The organism is Pseudoclavibacter sp. RFBI5 (genome assembly GCF_002931395.1).
Classification (GTDB): domain Bacteria; phylum Actinomycetota; class Actinomycetes; order Actinomycetales; family Microbacteriaceae; genus Pseudoclavibacter.
The window spans coordinates 380,594-402,578 of sequence record NZ_PSYA01000010.1 but is presented as its reverse complement, the minus strand read 5'-3'; the positions used below and the strand labels follow the sequence as shown (position 1 = coordinate 402,578).

The window sequence follows — 21,985 nt, the reverse complement described above, 5'->3', positions numbered from 1 at the left end:
GCACGGCCGCCCGCCGATGACGGGCGCACAGAGCATCCACACGAAGAGAGAACCCGAAAGAGCTATGGCCGTCCTTCCTCCCACTTCGCAGCTGCGCGTTCAAGGCGCACGCGTGCACAACCTCAAGAACGTCGACCTCGAGATCCCGCGCAACAGCCTTGTCGTGTTCACGGGCCTCTCCGGTTCGGGAAAGTCCTCGCTCGCCTTCGACACGATCTTCGCCGAGGGACAGCGACGCTACGTCGAGTCCCTTTCCGCGTACGCGCGCCAGTTCCTCGGTCAGGTCGACCGGCCGGACGTCGACTTCATCGAGGGCCTGAGCCCTGCGGTCTCCATCGACCAGAAGTCGACCAACCGCAATCCGCGGTCCACCGTCGGCACGATCACCGAGATCTACGACTACCTGCGACTGCTCTGGGCACGCATCGGCGTCCCCCATTGCCCCGTCTGCGGCGAGGTCATCCAGCGACAGACGGTCCAGCAGATCGCCGACCACCTCATGGAGCTCGAGGAGGGCACGAGGTACCAGGTGCTCGCGCCCGTCGTGCAGCAGAAGAAGGGCGAGTTCGTCGACCTCTTCCAGTCGCTGTCCGGACAGGGCTACGCTCGGGCGATGGTCGACGGGGAGCGCGTCCAGCTCACCGAACCGCCGAAGCTCAAGAAGTCGTTCAAGCACGACATCTCGGTCATCGTCGACCGTCTGGTCGCGGCCGAGGACGTGCTCGGTCGACTCACCGACTCGCTCGAGACCGCCCTGCGCCTCGCCGATGGTCTTGTGCAGATCAACTTCGTGGATGCGGAGGGAGACGACGCCTGGACCACCTTCTCCGAGCAGCTCTCCTGCCCCAACAACCACCCGATCGCGCTCACGGAGATCGAGCCGAGGACGTTCTCGTTCAACGCCCCGTTCGGCGCCTGCCAGACCTGCGACGGCCTCGGCACGCGCATGTCCGTCGACCGTGAGCTCCTGATCGGAGACCCGCTCGCCTCGATCGCCGACGGGGTCATCCTGCCGTGGAGCTCGCAGGGCAAGAGCCTCTACCAGTACTACGAGCGGCTGCTGCTCGGCCTGTCCGAGCAGATCGAGTTCAAGCTCACGACGCCGTGGAAGAAGCTCCCGGAAGAGGTGCGCGAGGCCATCCTCGAGGGGCGCGAATACGAGGTCAGGGTCAAGTACCGCAACCGCTTCGGCCGCCAGATGACCTACAGCTCCGGCTTCGAGGGCGTCATGCCGTACATCGAGCGGCAGTACGCCGAGGCCGAGACCGACGCGACGCGGGCACGCTGGGCCCAGTACCTGCGCGAGATCCCCTGCTCGGCCTGCAACGGCGCGCGTCTGCGCCCGGAAGTGCTCGCCGTCAAGGTGCACGGTCGCTCGATCGCCGACGCGACGACGCTCAGCCTCGCCGACTGCCTCGACTTCATGAACACCGTCGAGCTCACCGACCGCGAGGCGAAGATCGCCGCGCAGGTGCTGCGCGAGATCCGGGCTCGGCTCGACTTCCTCATCGAGGTCGGCCTCAGCTACCTCGACCTCGCACGCGCGGCTGGCACGCTGTCCGGCGGCGAGGCGCAGCGCATCCGACTCGCGACGCAGATCGGGTCCGGGCTCACCGGAGTGCTCTACGTGCTGGACGAGCCCTCGATCGGGCTCCACCAGCGAGACAACCGCAGGCTCATCGAGACGCTCGTGAAGCTGCGAGACCTCGGCAACACGCTCATCGTGGTCGAGCACGACGAAGACACCATCCGCACCTCGGACTGGATCGTCGACATCGGGCCAGGCGCGGGCGAGCACGGGGGAGAGGTCGTCCACAGCGGATCCGTCGCCGACCTCGAGAAGAACACCAGATCGATCACCGGCGACTACCTCTCGGGACGCATGGGCATCACCACGCCCAAGAAGCGTCGCAAGTACGACAAGAAGCGCGAGCTGACGGTCGTGGGCGCCAGGGCCAACAACCTCAAGAACGTCCAGGTGAGCTTCCCGCTCGGCATCCTCACCGCAGTCACTGGCGTCAGCGGCTCCGGCAAGTCGTCCCTCGTGAACGACATCCTCTACCGCGTGCTTGCCGCCAAGCTCAACGGCGCACGCGCCGTCGCGGGCAAGCACACGCGCATCACCGGGGTCGACCAGCTCGACAAGGTCATCCACGTCGACCAGAACCCGATCGGCCGCACCCCGCGATCGAACCCCGCGACCTACACGGGCGTCTTCGACCGCATCCGCACCCTCTTCGCCGAGACGAGCGAGGCCAAGGCGCGCGGCTACCTCCCCGGCCGCTTCAGCTTCAACGTCAAGGGCGGCAGGTGCGAGGCCTGCTCTGGCGACGGCACGCTCAAGATCGAGATGAACTTCCTCCCCGACGTGTACGTCCTCTGCGAGGTGTGCGGCGGGTCCCGCTACAACCGGGAGACGCTCAGCGTGCACTACAAGGGCAAGAACATCGCAGAGGTCCTGCAGATGCCCATCTCGGAGGCGGCTGACTTCTTCGAGCCCATCACGGCCATCCACCGCTACCTCTCGACCCTCGTGGAGGTCGGCCTCGGCTACGTGCGGCTCGGGCAGTCCGCCACGACGCTCTCCGGTGGTGAGGCGCAGCGAGTGAAACTCGCGACCGAGCTGCAGCGGCGCTCCAACGGGCGCAGCGTCTACGTGCTCGACGAGCCGACCACGGGCCTCCACTTCGAAGACGTCCGCAAGCTGCTCAAGGTCCTCGGCGGCCTCGTCGACAAGGGCAACACCGTCATCGTCATCGAGCACAACCTGGATGTCATCAAGTCCGCGGACTGGCTGATCGACATGGGCCCGGAAGGCGGCTCCGGCGGAGGAACCGTCGTCGGCGTCGGTACCCCGGAGAAGATCGCCGGTATCTCCGACAGCCACACGGGCCAGTACCTGAAGGAGATCTTCGAGCGGGAGGCAGCTGCGCGCTGATGGCGAACGTCCTGCCATATCGCCCCGCGACGGGCGACATCCCCACGAGCCCCGGGGTCTACAGATTCCTCGGGGACGACGACCGCGTGCTCTATGTCGGGAAGGCGAAGAACCTCCGCGCGAGGCTCAGCAACTACTTCGCGCCGCTCGAGCGCCTGCACGAGCGAACACGGCACATGGTGACGACGGCGACCCGCGTCGAGTGGACCGTCGTCCGCACGGAGACCGAGGCCCTGCAGCTCGAGTACACCTGGATCCAGGAGTTCTCGCCGCCCTTCAACGTGAAGTTCAAGGACGACAAGAGCTACCCGTTCATGGCGGTGACGCTCGGCGACGAAGCGCCCCGCGTGCTCGTGACTCGCAACCCCCGCATCCGCGGGGCGCGCTACTTCGGGCCGTATCCCAAGGTCTGGGCGGTGAACGAGACCATCGACCTCATGGTCAAGGCCTTCCCGATCCGCACCTGCAACGACTCGAACTACAAGCGAGCCATGCAGAGCGGCCGACCGTGCTTCCCCGGGCAGATCGGCCGCTGCGGGGGACCCTGCAGCGGACGCGTCACGATCGAGGAGCACCGTGTCATCGTCAACGAGTTCGTCCGCTTCATGGAGAGCTACGACCGCAGCCTCCTGACGACCCTGCAGGACGAGATGAAGCTCGCGGCCACCGAGATGAGGTTCGAGGACGCGGCGAAGCTCCGTGACCGAATCGGCGCGCTCGAGAACGTGCTCGAGAAGAGCGCCGTCGTGCTGCCGGACAACGTCGACCTCGACCTGTTCGGCATCGCCGAGGATGAGCTGAGCGCCTCCGTGCAGCAGTTCACCGTGCGGGGCGGACGCATTCGCGGAGTCCGCAACTGGGTGCTCGACAAGGAACTCGACACCGACATCGGCACGATCATCGACCAGACGATGCAGCGCGTGTACGGCAAGGATGGGCTCTTCCCGCCAGGCGAGATCATCGTGCCGGCTCTGCCAGAAGACGCGGACGCGCTCTCCGAGTGGCTCGAGTCCACACGGCAGGCCAGAGTCAAGCTGCGCACCGCGGTGCGGGGCCCGAAATCGGAACTGCTCAAGACCGCGACGATTAACGCCATGGGAGCACTCGCGCAGTACAAGCTCAAGCGCAGCAGCGACTACGTCGCGAGATCCGACGCGCTGACCGAGCTGCAGAACGCGCTCGGTCTCGGCGAGGCCCCCCTGCGAATCGAGTGCTACGACATCTCCCACCTCCAGGGCACCGGCATCGTCGGCTCCATGGTGGTCTTCGAGGACGGACTCGCACGCAAGTCGCACTACCGTCGCTTCAACATCGCCTCGTCGACCGACGACACCGATTCCATCCACCAGGTGCTCACGCGCCGACTGGCCTACCTCCGCGACGACGCCAGTCCCGCCGAGATCGTGGAAGACACTGCCCTCTCCGCGGGCCCCGTGAAGGCGGCCGCCCAGGAGTCCACTCGAGCCAAGTTCGCCTACCGGCCTCAGCTCCTGCTCATCGACGGCGGCGTCCCGCAGGTCAACGCCGCGCAGCGGGCCCTCGAGGAGTCGGGGGTTCGCGGCATCGCCGTCGTCGGCATCGCCAAGCGCCTCGAAGAGCTGTGGCTGCCAGACGACGACTTCCCGGTCATCCTCCCGCGCGGCTCTGAGGCGCTGTTCCTGGTGCAGCGACTCCGCGACGAGGCGCACAGGTTCGCGATCCGCCACCAGCGCTCGAAGCGCAAGGCAGACATCGGCACGGTGCTTGCGGACATCCCCGGCCTCGGGCCGACCCGGGTCGCCGCACTGCTCAAGAAGTTCGGCTCCGTCAAGCGGCTGCGCGCGGCGACCGTCGAGGAGCTCACGACCGTGCAGGGCATCGGCGAGGCGACGGCCAGTGCGATTTCGGAGCGGTTCGCACTCGATCAATCGACAGAAGCGTGAGAGACGCACGCTCGGGCTATGTAGGCTGGTGTTTTAGTCCATGGGAGGTGACCTGCGCATGAGTTCGGCGGAGATCGACGGCGAAGGACGCCAGCACATCATGATCGTCACGGGCATGTCCGGTGCAGGGCGATCGACAGCTTGCAAGGCGTTCGAAGACCTCGACTGGTTCGTGGTCGACAACCTTCCCCCGCAGATGATCCGGCCCCTCATCGAGGTTGCCGGCAAGGCTCGGGACTCCCTCCCGAAGCTCGCCGTCTCGGTCGATGTGCGCGGCGGTCACCTGCTCGAGGAGTTCACGGCTCTCGTCGGCGGACTCCGCGAGACGCACGAGGTCGACGTGCTCTTCCTCGATGCGACAGACGGCACCCTCGTCCGGCGGTTCGAGGCAGTGCGGCGCCCGCACCCGCTGCAGGGCAACGGGACGATCCTCGACGGAATCGCTCGAGAGCGCAGCCGCCTGCAGGACATCCGCGAGGCGAGCGACATCGTCATCGACACCTCTGAGCTGAACGGCCACCAGCTCGTGACCCGGATCGTGAAGCGATTCGGCGAAGCCGACCAGAACAAGGTCGCCGTGACCGTCCAGAGCTTCGGCTTCAAGTACGGCATCCCGACAGACGCAGATCTTGTCGTCGACATGCGCTTCCTCCCGAACCCGTTCTGGGAGCCGGAACTGCGCGCGTTCAACGGTCGCGACAAGCGGGTCTCCGACTACGTCTTCGACCAAGAAGGTGCGGACGAGTTCCTGACCCACTACATTGAGATGCTTGACCCCGTCCTGCGGGGCTACGAGCGGGAGAACAAGCGGCACGTGACGCTCGCCGTCGGATGCACCGGCGGCAAGCACCGCTCGGTCCCCATGACCGAGCGCATCGCGAGCCTGCTCCGCGAACGCGATGACACGATCATCAGCGTCCGGCACCGCGACCTCGGTCGCGAGTGACGCTCGTTCCATCTCGCACTCGCGACGACGATTCGTCGCGCCCACTCACTCTGATCCCTGGAGGTACCCCGGTGACGCTCACCGCCGATGTCAAGCACGAGCTTCTGCGCACTCGCGCGGCCACAACCCAAGCTCGTGCTGCCGAGGTCGCGTCGCTCCTGCGCTTCGCGGGCGGTCTGCAATTGATCTCCGGACGCATCGCGGTCGAGGCTCAGCTCGATTCGGAGATGCTCGCGCGTCGTCTGGGCCGCGAGCTCCTCGAGCTCTACGGCGTCCGGGCGAAGATCTCCATCGTCGCCGGCTCTGGGGCCCGCCCGGGGGAGAGCTACCTCCTCCGCGTGCTCGAGAACGGCGAGACGCTCGCCCGCCAGACTGGCCTCATGGATGCGCGCCGGCGAACCGTCCGCGGTCTCCCGAACCGTCTGACGACGGGCAGCCAGGACGACCTCACCGCCGTCTGGCGTGGTGCGTTCCTCGCCGCCGGCTCCCTGACCGACCCGGGCCGGTCCGCGTCGCTCGACATCATCACGCCGAACTCGGAGACCGCGATGGCCCTCGTCGGAGCGGCCGGACGCCTCGGGGTGTCCTCCAAGGCCCGTGAGGTCCGCGGCGTGCACCGTGTCGTCATCCGAGACGGCGACGCCATCAGCGCGATGCTCACCGTCATCGGTGCCCACGCGACCGTGGAGAGCTGGGAGAGCCTCCGCCAGCGCCGTGAGACCCGTGCCACCGCCAACCGTCTCGTCAACTTCGACGACGCGAACCTGCGTCGTTCCGCCCAGGCCGCTGTCACGGCCTGCACCCGCGTCGAGCGTGCGCTCGAGATCCTCGGAGAGGGTGCGCCCGACCACCTCAAGTACGCCGGGCAGCTTCGCCTCGCGCACCGGGAAGCCTCACTCGACGAGCTCGGCCGCTACGCGGACCCGCCCATGACGAAGGATGCGGTCGCTGGGCGCATCCGTCGCCTGCTGGCTCTCGCCGACAAGCAGGCCTCTGACCGTGGCATCCCGGGCACGGAGTCCAATCTGCCCGTCCTCGACGAGCTCTGATCCCCACGCCGAACAGCTCACCCCATTTGGTCACCTGGGCGCACGCCCATGGGACTAGGCTGACGATGTTGAACGGGCTCGCCGAGCAGACCGTTCCCCCGAACTCGGTGCGATGGTGCACCCGGCCCTCCAAGGCCACACAGTCCTGTCAAATCGGAGAAACAACAGGAAAAAGGAGCATCACGTGACGAAAATCGCCATCAACGGTTTCGGACGCATCGGACGCAGCTACGCACGCGCACTGCTGCAGGATGACAACAACCTCGAGCTCGTTGCAATCAACGACCTCACCGACAACAAGACGCTTGCACACCTCCTCAAGTACGACTCCACGGGTGGCAAGCTGAAGAACGACATCTCGTTCGACGAAGACGCCATCTACGTCGACGGCAAGAAGATCACGGCGACCGCAGAGCGCGACCCCGCGAACCTGCCGTGGGCCGAGCTCGGTGTCGAGATCGTCATCGAGAGCACGGGTCACTTCACGGACCCCGACAAGGCTCGTGCGCACATCAGCGCAGGCGCCAAGAAGGTCATCCTCTCGGCTCCGGCCTCCGGACCGGCACCGACCTTCGTCTTCGGCGTCAACCACACCGAGTACGACCCCGAGAATGACGACGTCATCTCGAACGCATCCTGCACCACGAACTGCCTCGCGCCGCTCGTGAAGGTCTTCAACGACAAGTTCGGCATCGAGTCGGGTCTCATGACCACGGTTCACGCCTACACGTCCGACCAGAACCTGCAGGACGGCCCCCACAAGGACCTCCGCCGTGCGCGCGCAGCAGCGCTCAGCATCATCCCCACCTCGACGGGTGCGGCGAAGGCCATCGGCCTCGTCATCCCCGAGCTGGCGGGCAAGCTCGACGGCTTCGCTCTGCGCGTCCCCACCGAGACTGGCTCGATCACCGACCTCACCGTCGTCTCCAAGACGCCTGTGACCGTCGAAGAGGTCAACGCCGCGTACAAGGAAGCTGCTGAAGGCGAGTTCAAGGGCCTCCTCATGTACAACGAGGAAGACATCGTGTCGCGCGACATCGTCGGGGAGAACCACTCCTCGATCTTCGACGCACCGCTCACGAAGGTCATCGGCAACCAGGTGAAGCTGTCGTCCTGGTACGACAACGAGTGGGGCTACACGGTCCGTCTCGTCGACCTGACCGAGTACGTCGCAAGCAAGCTCTAACCACTTCGGCAAAAGAGGAAGGAACGCCAACATGGCGCTTCGCACAATCGAGACCCTTGGCTCCCTCACGGGAAAGAAGGTCATCGTTCGCTGCGACCTGAACGTGCCGCTCAAGGAGGGCGTGATCACCGACGATGGTCGGATTCGCGCCTCCCTCGGTACGCTCCGCCTCCTCCTCGACCAGGGTGCGCAGGTCATCGTGATCTCGCACCTTGGTCGGCCCAAGGGGGCACCAGAACCGCAGTACTCGCTCGCGCCGGCAGCTGCCAGGCTCGGCGAGCTGCTCGAGATCGATGCCCCGCTTGCAGCCGACACCGTCGGCGAGGATGCAGAACGCCGTGTTGCCGGGCTCGAGAACGGCCAGCTCGTCGTCCTCGAGAATCTGCGTTTCAACCCGGGGGAGACGAGCAAGGACGACGCTGAGCGCCGCGCCTTCGCAGAGCAGCTCGCGAACTTCGCGGACGCATTCGTCTCCGATGGCTTCGGGGTCGTGCATCGCAAGCAGGCTTCCGTCTACGACCTCCCACAGATCGTGCCGAGTGCCGCGGGACTCCTCGTGGCGAACGAGCTCGAGGTCCTCGAGCGGCTCACTTCCGCGGTCGAGCGCCCCTACGCGGTCGTGCTCGGCGGCTCGAAGGTGTCCGACAAGCTCGGCGTCATCGAGCACCTCCTGCCGAGGGTCGACTCGATCCTGATCGGCGGGGGAATGCTCTTCACGTTCCTCGCCGCTCAGGGACACAAGGTCGGCGCCTCCCTGCTCGAGGTCGACCAGCTCGACACTGTCCGTCGGTATCTGGCGGACGCCCAGGAGCGTGGCGTCTCGATCGTCCTCCCGACGGACATCGTGGTCGCCGCCTCGTTCTCGGCGGATGCCGATCACGAGGTCGTCCCCGCCGATGGCATCGAGGGCAGCGCGTTCGGCGCAGACGGAATCGGGCTCGACATCGGCCCGGAGACGGCCACGGCATTCGCCGCGGCCATCCGCGAGTCGAGCACCGTGTTCTGGAACGGCCCCATGGGCGTGTTCGAGTTCCCCGCATTCGCGGAAGGCACTCGCACCGTCGCTGAGGCACTCACCAAGGTTGACGGCCTCTCGGTCGTTGGCGGCGGTGACTCCGCGGCAGCCGTGCGCACGCTCGGCTTCGCTGATGACGAATTTGGCCACATCTCTACTGGTGGTGGTGCGAGCCTCGAGTTCCTCGAAGGCAAGCAGCTGCCCGGATTGCAGGTTCTCGGATGGTAACGACTCGCACCCCGCTCATGGCGGGCAACTGGAAGATGAACCTGGACCACCTCCAGGCCATCGCGTTCACGCAGAAGCTCGCTTGGGCGCTGAAGGACGCGAAGCACGACTTCGACGACGTCGAGGTCGCTGTCTTCCCGCCCTACACCGACCTCCGAAGCGTCCAGACGCTCGTGGACGCCGACAAGCTGTCGCTCAGCTACGGTGCACAGGATGTCTCGGCGCACGACTCCGGTGCCTACACGGGGGAGATCTCGGGAGCTTTCCTGAGCGCTCTCGCCTGCAAGTACGTCATCATCGGTCACTCCGAGCGACGCACCCTGCACGCGGAGACCGATGAGGTCGTCGGCAGCAAGGTCAAGGCGGCGATCAAGCACGGTCTCGTGCCAGTCCTGTGCGTCGGCGAGACGTCCGAGGACCTCGAGAAGTTCGGCGCGAGCGCCGTTCCCGTGGCTCAGCTCAAGGCAGCGTTGGAGGGCGTCGAGGGAACACCTGACCTCGTCGTCGCCTACGAGCCGGTCTGGGCGATCGGTTCCGGCCAGGCGGCAACGCCCGAGCAGGCGCAGACCGTCGCGAACGCTCTTCGCGTCGCGCTCGAAGAGCTCCTGGGCGAGTCCGTGGCGTCAGCCACGCGCATCCTCTACGGCGGCTCGGTCAAGTCCGACAACATCGCCGGCTTCATGCGCGAGCCCGACGTCGACGGCGCACTCATCGGCGGCGCGAGCCTCAAGGTCGACGAGTTCAGCGCCATCGCGCGGTTCCGTCAGCACGTCGGTTCCTAGTCGCAAACGCGAACCATCTATACTCGGACGTGGCCTGTTCACTCAGGCCACGTCCGAGTCCGTTCATCTGAGAGGGATTCCGTGGATATTCTCCTCGTCATCCTGCAGGTCGTGCTGGCCATCACCAGCGTCCTGCTGATCCTGTTCATTCTGTTGCACCGCGGACGAGGCGGCGGACTCTCCGACATGTTCGGTGGCGGCATGGGCTCCAATCTGGGCGCTTCCGGCGTCGCGGAGAAGAACCTGAACCGCATCACGGTGACCCTCGCGGTCATCTGGCTGCTCGCTATCGTCGCTATGGGCATCATCACCCGCATTCAAACGGTTGTGGTGAGCTAATGGCCCAGGGGGGATCTGCGATCAGGGGATCGCGTGTCGGTGCCGGTCCTATGGGGGAGACAGATCACGGGGTGCACGCTGCGCGCGTGTCGATCTCGTACTGGGACGCGCACGGCAACGAGACCGTCAGGCACTACTCCGCGGAGATCGCGGAGGACGACATCCCCGACCTCATCGACTGCCCGATCTCCGGCCTTCCGGCCGGACGTGACCGGGAGAACCCGCCGGCAGCCGTAAAGGTCGCGCCGTACAAGACGCACCTGGCGTACGTCAAGGAACGACGCACGGCCGAGGAAGCGGAACGCCTCCTCGAGGAGGCGCTGTCGAAGCTGCGCGAGCGTCGCGGCAAGACGACTTCGAAGTCCTGAGCACCGCAGCTTCACACTGCTGAGCAACGAACAACGGCCCCGTCCGAGAGTCTCCTCTCGACCGGGGCCGTTGTTCGTGCGCCGAACTGGCGCCTAGCCGAGTGCCTCTGCGGCTGCGGCATCAAGCAGCAGCAGCGTCTCGAGGCGACCGGTCGCGGCGCCGAGTGGTGATTCCTTCGCGGTGACTCCCTCGGTGGCGGCGAGGCGAACGGCGTCTGCCTTCTCGGCACCGGTGACCACGGCCCAGACACGCGCGGATTCGCGGATGGCCGGGAGGGTGAGCGTCACCCGCTCGGGAGGCGGCTTCGGCGAGTCACGGATACTGTCGACAAGCGCCGAGGTCTCCTCGAGTCCCTCCGTTCCGGGGAAGAGCGACGCGGTGTGTCCGTCTCCGCCAGCACCGAGCAGCACGAGGTCGAGCGACGGGATGCCGCCGGGGACCCCGTCGGCCGGCGGGACGAGTGCACGCAGCTCAGCCTCGTAGGCTGCGGCGGCATCCTCGAGGGACTCTCCGCTGTCGCTCGCGAGCGTCGCGTGCAGGCGTGCCTGCTCGAAGCCGGCCGCACCCTTCAGCGCCTCGGCGACCGCGACGACGTTCCGCTCGTCGTGGCCCGTCGGAACGAATCGCTCGTCGGCGAACCAGACGTGCACGCGCGACCAGTCGAGGCCCGCGCGCTCCACCGCGGCGACGAAAGCGGGGAGCACTTTCGTCGCGACGGAGCCGCCGCTCACGGCGATGTGGAGCTCCGCCGTCGTGGAACCCAGCAGCCGCGCGAAGCGCTGCGCCGTGTGCTCGGCAACCGCCGAGACGGAGGGCTCGACGTGCCTGCTTCGAGCGGCCTGTGTCATGCCTGCACTCCCTCGTTCTCCGCCGATTCGTCCGTCGTGGAAGCGGTCTCTGCAACCGCGAGCTCCCGGGCTTCCGTCTCGGCGGCCTCGGCGAGCACCTCGCCGAAGACGCGGTCGGGACCGAGCGAGCGGAGCTCCTCTGCAAGGACATCCGGGAGGTCCCTCACGGGCATCGGGATCTTCTGCTCCGGCTGACCCGGCTGCGTGAGCACGACGGCGGAGTCACTGACCCGCTCGAACGTGACCACGCCGCTCGGGCGGGTGAGCTTGATCGCACGGAGCTGAGCTCGGCCGAGCTCTCGCTCCGTCGCCTGGGCGAGCCGGACCGGAACCTGCAGCGCCAGCTGCAGCCAGGCCGCCATCAGGAGGGTCGACGTGTGCGAGGGACGCCCGATCACCTCGACTTCCTGGATGGGCTCGTACGGGGGCTGGTCGAGCACCGCGGCGATCTGCGCGCGCCAGCTCGTGAGCCTGGTCCACGCGAGGTCGCTGTCGCCGTCGCAGAAGCCCTCCGCGAGCTTCGTGACGGTCTCACCGCCGTTGCTGGCGCTGCCGGAGTCGACGATGCGCAGCTGGGCGATGCGACCGAGCGACGAGGCGCTCGGGGCGCCGAGCGCGGAGTCGGGCCACCAGGCGACCACCGGGGCGTCCGGCAGAAGCAGTGCCTGCACCAGGGTCTCGGGATCGTCCGCCGCGGGTCCGGAGACGTGCAGCACGATGACCTCACTCGCCCCGGCGTCTCCGCCGACTCGGATCTCCGCGTCCATGTTGGAGGTCTTCGCGGTGCGGTCGACGACGTGGATGACGATGACGCGCATGGGGTGCTCGCCTGAGGCGGAGTTGGCTGCGGCGATCGCGGCCTCGCCTCGCCGCTCGCCGGTCGAGATGACGAGCGTGAGCACGCGCCCGAGCGCGACTGCTCCGCCTTCTTCTCGCATCGACACGAGCCGCTTCGAGACGGCTGAGGTCGTGGTGTTGCCGAGTTCGATGATCACGGGCGCCTCCAGGTGCGGCCATCGCGGGCGAGGAGGGCTGTGGCCGAGGCCGGACCCCAGCTGCCGGGTTTGTAGAGTTCGGGTTGTCCCTGCGTCGCCCAGTACTCCTCGACGGGGTCGAGGATCTTCCAGGAGAGCTCGACCTCCTCGTGGCGCGGGAAGAGGGGCGGGTCGCCGAGCAGCACGTCGAGGATGAGTCGCTCGTAGGCTTCCGGGCTTGACTCGGTGAACGCGTGGCCGTACCCGAAGTCCATGGTCACATCGCGGACGTGCATGCCGGACCCCGGAATCTTCGAGCCGAAGCGGATGGTGACGCCTTCGTCCGGCTGCACGCGGATCACGAGGGCATTCGGCCCGAGCGACGTCCGCTGCGCCTCCTCGAACAGGTACAGCGGACCCTGCTTGAAGGTGACGGCGATCTCCGTCACGCGGCGGCCAAGGCGCTTGCCCGTCCGAAGGTAGAACGGCACCCCAGCCCAGCGGCGGGAGTCGAGCTCCACGCGAAGGGCGGCGTAGGTCTCCGTGGTCGACTGCGGGTTCATGCCGTCTTCCTCGAGGAAGCCACGCACGAACTCGCCACCCTGCCATCCGGAGCCGTACTGGCCTCGGGCGGAGGCGAGCGACAGGTCGCGGGGGAGCCGGACCGCTGCGAGCGCCTTCTCCTTCTCCTGGCGGAGGTCCTTGGCGTTGAAGGAGAGCGGCTCTTCCATCGCGGTGAGCGCGAGCAGCTGCAGGAGGTGGTTCTGGATGACGTCGCGTGCAGCGCCCACTCCGTCGTAGTAGCCGGCGCGACCGGACACGCCGATGTCCTCCGCCATGGTGATCTGCACGTGATCGACCGTGTTGGCGTTCCAGAGCGGCTCGAACATCGAGTTCGCGAAGCGCAGCGCGAGGATGTTCTGCACCGTCTCCTTGCCGAGGTAGTGGTCGATGCGGAAGATGGCGTCGCTCGAGAAGACCGACTCGACGATGCTGTTCAGCTCGCGAGCCGACGCGAGATCGTGCCCGAACGGCTTCTCGATGATGACTCGGCGCCAGGAGTCCTCTCGCTCATCCGCGAGTCCCGAGCGTCGCAGCTGGGTCGTGACCTCGGGGAAGGATCGCGGCGGGATCGACAGGTAGAAGGCGTGGTTGCCTCGCGTGCCCTGGTCCTCGTCGAGCTCGTCGAGCACTGACTTCAGCGAGTCGAAGGACTCATCGTTGTCGAACTCACCCGAGACGAAGCGCATGCCCTTCGCGAGCTGCGTCCAGACCTCCTCGTTGAACGGGGTCCTCGCGTGCTGCTCGACGTTCTCCTTGACGAACGCACGGAACTCGTCGTCCGACCAGGGCCGGCGCGCGAAGCCGACGAGTCCGAACGAGGGGGAGAGGAGTCCGCGGTTGGCCAGGTCGTAGACCGCTGGCAGGAGCTTCTTGCGGGACAGGTCGCCCGTTACTCCGAAGATGACGAGGCTCGACGGTCCCGCGATGCGGCGGAGTCGCCCGTCGTCGATGGACCTGAGGGGGTTGTTGTCAGCGCTGATGTCGACTGGCGTCACAGCGTCGCCTCCTTTTTTGTGTAGGCACGAGTGTTCTGTTCTCCGGGGAGACCCGGAGACGGGGCGGGGACGCGAGGGGTCTCGCATCCCCGCCCCGATGATCGATCAGCGCGAGATGGCTCCGAGGAGCGCGTCGAGCCCGTGTCCGCCTTGCCCGAGGTCGATCCGCAGGACTGGCTGCGAGTGCGACTCGAGCACGGAGGCGTCGCCGGCAGCCTGCGCGGAGATGAGCGTCCCGAAGGTGAAGGGGCGCTCTGGGATCTCCAGGTCCTGCGGCTCAGCCGAGGTGATCTGGAGGAACGCCCCGACCTTCGGGCCGCCCTTGTGGAACTGGCCGGTGGAGTGCAGGAAGCGAGGGCCCCAGCCGAAGGTCACGGGGCGGCCTGAACGCTGCGCGAGCTCGTCCCGGAGCGCCTCGAGTGCCCCGAAGCGGTTCCGGTCGACGTAGGCCTGAACCGACAGGTAGCCGTCCGACGGGATGAGCTCCACGAGGGCGTCGATGGCGCCGCTCAGCGTGCTCTGCCCCTCGACGACGGACTGGGTGCCGCGCACCTCGACGCCGTCGACCGCGAAGGCCGCCGGAGTCGGCTCCGGTGTCGCCTCGAGCAGACCGCGTGCTGCGACCTTGGCCGATTCGACATCGGGCTGGTCGTACGGGTTGATGCCGATGACGGCTCCCGCGACGGCGACTGCCGTCTCCCACAGGACGAACTGGCCGCCGAGGGTGCCGGAGACGGCGATGTCGTCGCCGCCAGCCGGGGTCGCCTCGGCGTCGTCGACGACCCGAACGAGCTGCAGGTCAGCGGGGCGCGCGGCGACTTCCGGCGCGCGGGAGGTGAGGACCACGGGGAGGATCCCGAGGTCGTCTTTCCCCGTCGACTCGGCGATGAGCTGCTCGACCCAGTCGCCGAAGCCGACGATGGACGTGCCGTCGTCGAGGACGCCGAGGAATCGCTTGGCGGCGATCGCCGCGCCGAGGACGAGCGCGGGGTTGCTCTCGTCGTCGACCGAGACGACGGTCGCCGCGACGCCTGCGTCGTCCAGGAGGCCGGCGATGTCGACGCCCGCGAGCCCGGAGGGGACCAGGCCGAACGCGGTGAGTGCCGAGAAGCGGCCACCGACGTGAGGGTCGGCCAGGAACACCCGGTAGCCGGCCTCACGTGAGGCGGCTTCCATGGGCGAGCCCGGGTCGGTCACGATCACGATGCGGCTGGCCGGGTCGATGCCCGCCGCCTCGAAGGCGTGGGCGAACGTCCGGCGCTGCGAGTCGGTCTCGACCGTCGAGCCGGACTTCGAGGAGACGATGATGGCCGTCTTCTCGAGGCCATCCTCGACGGCGGCCCGGACCTGAGCCGGGTCGGTCGAATCGAGGACCACGAGCTCGACGCCGGCGGTGCGCGTGATGACCTCCGGAGCGAGCGACGATCCGCCCATTCCGCAGAGCACGAACCGCGTCACGCCGGCGTCCGCGAACTCGGCCTTGAGAGCCAGGATGCCCTCAACGAGGTCTCGGGAGACCTCGTGCGCGCGAGTCCAGCCGAGTCGAATCGCGGATTCGGCCTCAGCAGCGGCTCCCCACAGGGTCGCGTCCTGCGCGAACAGGCGGGAGGCGAAGCGATCGCCGACGAGGGCGCCGACCTTCTCGGCGGCGGCAGCGGAGGCCGCGCCCGAGGTGCTGACCTTGATGCCCACGGCCCGGACCTACGCCTTCGCCGCTGCAGCCTGGAGCTGCGAGTCGACGGTTGCCTTGAGCTCCTGCCAGGAGACGATGAACTTGTCGACGCCCTCGGTCTCGAGCTGCTCGGTCACCTCGACGTAGCTCACGCCGATCGCCTCGAGCGCGTCCAGCGTCGTGTTCGCTGCGTGCGCGGTGCCGGCGACGGTGTCACCGGTGATGACGCCGTGGTCGGCGACAGCCTCGAGGGTCTTCTCCGGCATGGTGTTGACGGTGTCGGCCGCGACGAGCTCCGTGACGTAGAGGGTGTCGGGCAGCGCGGGGTCCTTGACACCGGTGGAGGCCCAGAGCGGGCGCTGCTTGTGCGCACCTTCCTCGAGCAGGAGCTTCGCGCGCTCGCTCGAGAATTCCTCCTCGAAGGCCGCGTAGGCAAGGCGTGCGTTCGCGAGAGCCGCGAGGCTCTTGAGCGCGATCGCGTCGTCGGTGCCGATCGCGACGAGACGCTTGTCGATCTCGGCGTCGACACGCGACACGAAGAAGGAGGCGACGGACCGGATCGTCGACAGGTCGTGTCCACGCTCACGCGCCTGCTCGAGCCCGGAGAGGTACGCGTTGACGACCTCCCGGTACCGGCTCAGGCTGAAGATGAGGGTGACGTTGACGCTGATGCCCGAGGCGATGACCTCGGTGATCGCGGGCAGGCCCTCGACGGTGGCCGGGATCTTGATCATGGCGTTCTTGCGGTCGACCGTGGCCCAGAGTCGCTTGGCCTCGTCGATGGTCGCGTCGGTGTCGCGAGCGAGCTCGGGGGAGACCTCGATCGAGACGCGCCCGTCGAGTCCGTTGCTCGCCTCGTAGATCGGCAGGAAGAGGTCGCAGGCCGAGCGCACATCGTCGGTCGTGATGTCGAAGATCGCCTCGTCGACGCTGGCACCGCGGGCCTGGAGCTCGGCGACCTGCGCGTCGTATGCCTCGCCCTTGCTGAGCGCGCCGGCGAAGATCGTCGGGTTCGTGGTCACGCCGACGATGCCCCGCTCGGCGATGAGACGCTCGAGGGCGCCCGACTCGAGGCTGGAGCGGGAGAGGTCGTCGAGCCAGATGCTGACGCCGGCCTCGGCGAGTGCTGCTGTTGGTGTTGAAGTCATTGCTGGTGTTCCTTCGCGTTGCTGGTGAAGAAGTGCTGGGTGCCGCTGCGTGGGCGAACGGTGTGCCGCCCGTGGACGGCTAGCGCGCGAGCGACTCGAGCGCTGCGTCGACGACGGCGTCCGCCGTGATGCCGTAGGCCTTGTAGAGCTCGGGCTGGTCAGCGGATGCGCCGAACGTCTCGATGGAGACGCTGCGGCCCTTGGGGCCGACGAACTGGAGCCAGGGGAGTGCGAGGCCTGCTTCGATGCTCACGCGAGCCTCGACGGCCGACGGCAGCACGTGCTCCCGGTAGGCGTCGTCTTGCTCGGCGAACCACTCGAAGCTCGGGACGGATACGACTCGCGTCGGGTGTCCCTGAGCCTGCAGGGTCTCGCGGGCCTCGAGTGCGTACTGCACCTCGGAACCGGTGGCGAGCACGATGACCTCAGGCGCTCCGCCGGCAGCCTCCGCGAGCACGTAGGCGCCGCGCTTCGTGCCAGCAGCCGAGCCGAACTCCTGCTCGTTGGCGTCGCCGGAACCGCGTGCGATGACGGGGAGGTCCTGACGCGAGAGGATGAGGCCGGTCGGGCCGCCTCGACGGCTCACGACCTCGAGCCAGGCGGCAGCCGTCTCCGGGCCGTCGGCTGGGCGAACGACCGCGAGGTTCGGGATCGCGCGGAGCGCGGTCAGCGACTCCACAGGCTGGTGCGTCGGCCCGTCGCCGCCGAGGGCGATCGAGTCGTGCGTCCAGACGAAGATCGACGGGATGTTCATGAGCGCGGCGAGACGCACCGAGGGGCGCATGTAGTCGCTGAACATGAGGAAGGTGCCGCCGAAGGCGCGCGTCTTGCCGTGCAGGGTGATCCCGTTGAGGATCGCGCCCATGGCGTGCTCGCGGATGCCGAAGTGCAGCACGCGGCCGTACGGGTTGCCCGTCCAGCTGGACGTCGAGAACTTCTCGGGGATGAACGACGCGGCCTTGCTGATGGTCGTGTTGTTCGAGCCGGCGAGGTCGGCAGAGCCACCCCACAGCTCCGGCAGGTGTGCCGCAAGCGCGTTGATCGCCTCACCGGAGGCCTTGCGGGTCGAGACCTTGGCGACGCCCGCGAAGTCGGGGAGCGCATCCGCGATGCCCTCTGGCAGCTCATCGGCCTCGAGGCGCTCGAGGAGCTGCGCGCGCTCCGGGTTGGCGCTCTTCCAAGCGTCGAAGCTCTGCTGCCACTCCGCGCGAACGGGCGCGACGCGGTCGGCGAGACCGCGGGTGTAGGCCAGCACGTCGTCGGCGACCTCGAAGCTCTGCTTCGGGTCGAACCCGACGAGGCTCTTGACGGCCTCGAGCTCGGTCTCACCGAGCGCGGAGCCGTGGATGCCGCCCGTGTTCTGCTTGGTCGGGCTCGGCCAGCCGATGATGGTCCGGAGCACGATGATCGAGGGGCGGCCCGTCTCGGCCTGCGCCGCGAGCGTCGCGTCGTGGAGAGCCGCGAGGTCCTCGTGGTACTGCTCTCCAGCGGTCCAGTCGACCGTCTGCACGTGCCAGCCGTAGGCCTCGTAGCGCTTCGCGACGTCCTCGGTGAAGGCGATGTCGGTGTCGTCCTCGATGGAGATCTGGTTCGCGTCGTAGAACACGATGAGGTTGCCGAGCTCCTGGTGTCCGGCAAGCGAGGATGCCTCGCTCGTGACACCTTCCTGGAGGTCGCCGTCGCTCGCGATGACGTAGACGCGGTGATCGAACGGGCTCTCCCCGACCGCGGTCTCTGGGTCGAACAGGCCGCGCTCGAAGCGCTGCGCGTAGGCGAACCCGACGGCGGACGCGAGTCCCTGGCCGAGTGGGCCGGTCGTCATCTCGACGTGGTCGGTGTGCCCGAACTCGGGGTGCCCAGGCGTCTTCGAGCCGAACTGGCGAAGCTGCTTGAGGTCATCGAGCTCGAGGCCGAAGCCGCCCAGGTACAGCTGGCAGTACTGCGTCAGCGAGGAATGCCCTGCGGACAGGATGAAGCGGTCTCGACCGATCCAGTGCGGGTCCTTCGGATCGACCCGCATCACGTGCTGGTAGAGCAGCGTCGCGAGGGGAGCAAGGCTCATCGCCGTGCCGGGGTGTCCACCCTTCGCCTTCTCAACTGCGTCTGCCGCCAAGATCCTTGCTGTGTCGACTGCACGTCGATCGAGCTCGGACCACTCAAAATTCGTCACACTGCGTCCCGTCGTCGTTGGGAAAGGGCCGCCTCACAGCTTATCGCCACGACGGGTCCGCGCGGGGGGAACGTCGTTCAGTTCCCGGTCATGTTTCTCCGTGCGACGAGCCTCACAGCGCTTTCAGCCGGGTGTGAGGCTGGCCGCACCCAGGAAACGGGACGGCTTCTGGGCAAGAGCAGATAGAATTGCCAGCAGATTTCGAGCGAAGAGGAATTGGTGGCTTTGTCTGTCGATGAACTAGTGGCCGTGGCACCCCCGGAGCGGAAGCCTTTCGGGCGCAAGGTACGGGCCTACGTGGCGCTGACGAAACCTCGAATCATCGAGCTGCTCCTCATCACGACGGTCCCGACGATGTTCCTCGCCCACGGTGGCGTCCCGAACCTGTGGCTCGTCCTCGGCGTGGTCCTCGGCGGAGCGATGTCCGCGGGCAGCGCGAGCGCCTTCAACTGCTACATCGACCGCGATATCGACCGCCTGATGAAGCGCACCGCCAAGCGTCCGCTCGTCACGGGCGAGCTCTCAGACCGAGAGGCTCTCGTCTTCTCGTTCGCCCTCGGCATCCTGTCGATTGTCGTGCTCTGGCTCGTCGCGAACCCGCTGACTGCAGCGCTCTCGCTCGGCGCGATCCTGCTCTACGTCGTCTTCTACACGATCGTGCTCAAGCGCCGCACGGAGCAGAACATCATCTGGGGTGGCGTGGCTGGCTGCATGCCCGTCCTCATCGGCTGGGCCGGCGTCACCAACTCGCTCAGCTGGGCGCCGTTCGTGCTCTTCGCGATCATCTTCCTGTGGACTCCGGCCCACTACTGGCCGCTCTCGGTGAAGTACCGAGACGACTACGCCAAGGCGAGCGTGCCGATGCTGTCCGTCACGGAGGGCGAGCTCTCGGTCTCGCTGCAGACCGTCCTCTACGCATGGGCGACGGTCATCTGCTCGCTCCTGCTCGTGCCGGTCGCGGGGATGGGCTGGCTCTACACCTCGGTCGCGCTGCTGTCGGGCGGCTGGTTCCTCTACGAGGCTCACGTGCTCTACTACCGCACGATCACCGGCAAGGGCGGCAAGCCCATGAAGGTCTTCCACCTTTCGATCACGTACCTGACGCTCGTCTTCGTCGCGGTCGGAATCGACCCGCTGATCTCCTAGATCACGGTTGCCCGCGAGGTCAACACCCAGCCCGAGGTCAACACTCAGATCGCTCGCGACCGCGTGCGATCGCGCAGGAAGCGACCACGGCGAGCGGGCCGGGTTCTCGCGGTGGTCGCAACACCGTGGTGCATCAGATCGATTCCAGCAGGCGCCCGGCTTGGAGTCTCCCCACCGCCGGTGGGAACTGGTCGCCCTCGCTCCTCGTCCAACGAGCCTCGCCCTCGCCCCACCCCTCTTCAGGCAACTGCGCCTCCCCGCCCTACCGCCCTACCGCCCTTCATCCGCTCGCCCAAAGCGGAGTTGTGGTCGTGAAGACTCGCTCAAAGCAACCACAACTCAGCTCTCGGCGGACTGCTGGGGCGCGGGCCCGGGCGCGGGCGCGGGCGCGGGCGCGCGCCCTGGCGCAGGGTTGTGGCCAGGTGTTGTTGCCACTTGCCCCGACCGCGTTTCGCCACAACTCTGCGCGCACTCGCCGGGTTTGGAGGCGCGCCCGCGAGGTGCACGGCACGGCGCGGCGGGCAGCTTGCGGGCGGCAGGGACATGCAGCGGCCCCGGCGAGCAGTGCTCGCCGGGGCCGCTGCATCAGCCGATCCCGATCAGACGCGCGCTGGACGTCCTTCGCGACGGATCGTGGCGACGGCGGTCGTGGCGACCGCGATGGTCGTGACCGAGAGCACCATGTGGACGATGACGAGCGTGATGGGAAGTCCGGTGCGCGCCTGCCAGATGCCGACGGCCGCTTGCGCGACGATGAGGCACAGCAGGCCGATCGAGACTCGCCGCGTCGCCGCGAAGCCCCGAACCGAGGCGACCACGACGAAGATGAGCGAGCAGGCGAGCAGGATGTAGGCCGGCCAGGAGTGCACGTGCTGCATGATGACCGGATCGAGGCCGTTCCGCGAGGCGGCCGAGTCTCCGGCGTGGGGCCCAGAGCCAGTCGTGAGTGCGCCGACGAAGACCGTCACCCACACCCACACGTTGACGACGACGCTGATCGTGAGCACGAGGCCGGCGCGGCTGACATCGAGCCGGGTCCCCACCTCGGGGACGGGCTCGCCGCTTCGCACGCGGAACAGCAGCACCGCTGCGATGGCGCAGATGAGGCCGGAGATGAGGAAGTGGAGGCCGACGATGTCGGGGTTGAGCCCCGTGAGCACCGTGATGCCGCCCACGATCGCCTGCAGGATGATGAGGAGACCGATCGAGAACGCGGGGACGGCGAGGCGCATGCCGCGGGGGCGCACGCGCAGCACGGCGAGGAACAGCAGCAGGGCGATGATGCAGAGGATGCCCGTCAGCAGGCGGTTGCCGAACTCGATGACGCCGTGGATGCCCATCTCGGGCGTGTTGATGAGCGACCCCTCCGTGCAGTACGGCCAGGTCGGGCAGCCGAGGCCGGAGCCGGTGAGTCGCACGAGTCCGCCCGTGCCGACGATGGCGATGTTCGCGACCAGGCTCGCCCACGCCAGGAAGCGCGTGTACCGGGTGATGCTGGTCGGCAGCAATCGCGCGCGGAGGTCATCCGCTCGTGAGGGACGGACGGGAGCGACTTGCGCGGTCACGAGTTCCTTTCAGACGCCTGGCATGTCTGGCGTAGGATAGAAGTTGTTGTCTTCGCTCGGGACGTGCGCCCGAATCGCGGCGCAGGGAACAATGGAGGCCCCTCGCGGGTTCCATTCTACGAGAGGTAG

Annotated in this window: 17 protein-coding genes; 10 read left to right on the top strand and 7 right to left on the bottom strand. The window is 67.5% G+C overall.

All coding sequences use genetic code 11. The features are described 5' to 3' along the window. Positions 1 to 64 precede the first annotated feature (64 nt). From uvrA to C5E06_RS08775, 9 genes are all read left to right on the top strand, one after another. A complete protein-coding gene (gene uvrA / locus C5E06_RS08815) occupies positions 65 to 2,938 on the top strand; it encodes an excinuclease ABC subunit UvrA (protein ID WP_104241223.1) in 2,874 nt (957 codons plus the stop codon). Further along, positions 2,938 to 4,860 (top strand): excinuclease ABC subunit UvrC, encoded by a 1,923-nt coding sequence (gene uvrC, locus C5E06_RS08810; RefSeq protein WP_104299024.1) that lies wholly within the window; start codon positions 2,938 to 2,940, stop codon positions 4,858 to 4,860. The genes uvrA and uvrC overlap by 1 nt, the downstream gene beginning before the upstream one ends. A 58-nt stretch (positions 4,861 to 4,918) precedes the next feature. Then, positions 4,919 to 5,806 (top strand): RNase adapter RapZ, encoded by an 888-nt coding sequence (gene rapZ / locus C5E06_RS08805; protein WP_219820194.1) that lies wholly within the window; start codon positions 4,919 to 4,921, stop codon positions 5,804 to 5,806. Positions 5,807 to 5,877: 71 nt separating this feature from the next. Next, the gene (gene whiA / locus C5E06_RS08800; protein ID WP_068481866.1) at positions 5,878 to 6,855 is read left to right on the top strand and encodes a DNA-binding protein WhiA; all 978 of its coding nucleotides are present in this window, start codon (positions 5,878 to 5,880) and stop codon (positions 6,853 to 6,855) included. A 184-nt stretch (positions 6,856 to 7,039) separates the two neighbouring features. Further along, positions 7,040 to 8,041, top strand: a complete 1,002-nt coding sequence (gap, locus tag C5E06_RS08795) for a type I glyceraldehyde-3-phosphate dehydrogenase (protein ID WP_236558411.1) — start codon at positions 7,040 to 7,042, stop codon at positions 8,039 to 8,041. Between the two features lie 31 nt (positions 8,042 to 8,072). Next, positions 8,073 to 9,284 (top strand): phosphoglycerate kinase, encoded by a 1,212-nt coding sequence (locus C5E06_RS08790; protein ID WP_104306609.1) that lies wholly within the window; start codon positions 8,073 to 8,075, stop codon positions 9,282 to 9,284. Beyond that, positions 9,278 to 10,066 (top strand): triose-phosphate isomerase, encoded by a 789-nt coding sequence (gene tpiA / locus C5E06_RS08785; protein ID WP_104241219.1) that lies wholly within the window; start codon positions 9,278 to 9,280, stop codon positions 10,064 to 10,066. Before C5E06_RS08790 ends, tpiA begins: the two co-directional genes overlap by 7 nt. 81 nt (positions 10,067 to 10,147) lie before the next feature. Continuing rightward, positions 10,148 to 10,405: a preprotein translocase subunit SecG gene (secG, locus tag C5E06_RS08780; RefSeq protein WP_104241218.1), complete on the top strand. Its 258-nt coding sequence runs from the start codon at positions 10,148 to 10,150 to the stop codon at positions 10,403 to 10,405. After that, positions 10,405 to 10,773 (top strand): RNA polymerase-binding protein RbpA, encoded by a 369-nt coding sequence (locus C5E06_RS08775; protein WP_104241217.1) that lies wholly within the window; start codon positions 10,405 to 10,407, stop codon positions 10,771 to 10,773. The genes secG and C5E06_RS08775 overlap by 1 nt, the downstream gene beginning before the upstream one ends. A 93-nt stretch (positions 10,774 to 10,866) precedes the next feature. Here C5E06_RS08775 and pgl read toward each other — a convergent pair whose 3' ends face one another. From pgl to tkt, 6 genes are all read right to left on the bottom strand, one after another. Continuing rightward, on the bottom strand, positions 10,867 to 11,622 hold the full coding sequence (pgl, locus tag C5E06_RS08770; RefSeq protein ID WP_104241216.1) for a 6-phosphogluconolactonase: 756 nt from the start codon (positions 11,620 to 11,622) through the stop codon (positions 10,867 to 10,869). After that, complete coding sequence (locus C5E06_RS08765; RefSeq protein WP_104241215.1) at positions 11,619 to 12,617, bottom strand: glucose-6-phosphate dehydrogenase assembly protein OpcA; 999 nt, start codon at positions 12,615 to 12,617, stop codon at positions 11,619 to 11,621. The genes pgl and C5E06_RS08765 overlap by 4 nt, the downstream gene beginning before the upstream one ends. Beyond that, on the bottom strand, positions 12,614 to 14,155 hold the full coding sequence (gene zwf, locus C5E06_RS08760; protein ID WP_236558410.1) for a glucose-6-phosphate dehydrogenase: 1,542 nt from the start codon (positions 14,153 to 14,155) through the stop codon (positions 12,614 to 12,616). Before zwf ends, C5E06_RS08765 begins: the two co-directional genes overlap by 4 nt. A gap of 105 nt (positions 14,156 to 14,260) precedes the next feature. Next, a complete protein-coding gene (locus tag C5E06_RS08755) occupies positions 14,261 to 15,847 on the bottom strand; it encodes a glucose-6-phosphate isomerase (RefSeq protein WP_104306608.1) in 1,587 nt (528 codons plus the stop codon). A gap of 9 nt (positions 15,848 to 15,856) precedes the next feature. Next, complete coding sequence (gene tal, locus C5E06_RS08750; protein WP_104306607.1) at positions 15,857 to 16,975, bottom strand: transaldolase; 1,119 nt, start codon at positions 16,973 to 16,975, stop codon at positions 15,857 to 15,859. Between the two features lie 79 nt (positions 16,976 to 17,054). Then, positions 17,055 to 19,145 carry a transketolase gene (tkt, locus tag C5E06_RS08745; RefSeq protein ID WP_104241211.1) on the bottom strand — a complete coding sequence of 697 codons (2,091 nt, stop codon included), beginning with the start codon at positions 19,143 to 19,145 and terminating at the stop codon, positions 17,055 to 17,057. 243 nt (positions 19,146 to 19,388) lie between these two features. Between tkt and C5E06_RS08740 the strand changes: the two genes are divergently transcribed. Next, positions 19,389 to 20,291 carry a heme o synthase gene (locus C5E06_RS08740; RefSeq protein WP_236558549.1) on the top strand — a complete coding sequence of 301 codons (903 nt, stop codon included), beginning with the start codon at positions 19,389 to 19,391 and terminating at the stop codon, positions 20,289 to 20,291. Between the two features lie 599 nt (positions 20,292 to 20,890). On the opposite strand, the gene C5E06_RS08735 is transcribed toward C5E06_RS08740, so the two are convergent. Next, positions 20,891 to 21,856: a heme A synthase gene (locus C5E06_RS08735; protein WP_104241209.1), complete on the bottom strand. Its 966-nt coding sequence runs from the start codon at positions 21,854 to 21,856 to the stop codon at positions 20,891 to 20,893. Positions 21,857 to 21,985: the final 129 nt, after the last annotated feature.

What these genes read in the sequence shown, in the direction of transcription:
- uvrA (WP_104241223.1), top strand. Translation starts at nt 65, where the DNA reads ATGGCCGTCCTTCCTCCCACTTCGCAGCTGCGCGTTCAAGGCGCACGC.
- uvrC (WP_104299024.1), top strand. Translation starts at nt 2,938, where the DNA reads ATGGCGAACGTCCTGCCATATCGCCCCGCGACGGGCGACATCCCCACG.
- rapZ (WP_219820194.1), top strand. Translation starts at nt 4,919, where the DNA reads ATGAGTTCGGCGGAGATCGACGGCGAAGGACGCCAGCACATCATGATC.
- C5E06_RS08790 (WP_104306609.1), top strand. Translation starts at nt 8,073, where the DNA reads ATGGCGCTTCGCACAATCGAGACCCTTGGCTCCCTCACGGGAAAGAAG.
- tpiA (WP_104241219.1), top strand. Translation starts at nt 9,278, where the DNA reads ATGGTAACGACTCGCACCCCGCTCATGGCGGGCAACTGGAAGATGAAC.
- C5E06_RS08775 (WP_104241217.1), top strand. Translation starts at nt 10,405, where the DNA reads ATGGCCCAGGGGGGATCTGCGATCAGGGGATCGCGTGTCGGTGCCGGT.
- pgl (WP_104241216.1), bottom strand. Translation starts at nt 11,622, where the DNA reads ATGACACAGGCCGCTCGAAGCAGGCACGTCGAGCCCTCCGTCTCGGCG.
- tal (WP_104306607.1), bottom strand. Translation starts at nt 16,975, where the DNA reads ATGACTTCAACACCAACAGCAGCACTCGCCGAGGCCGGCGTCAGCATC.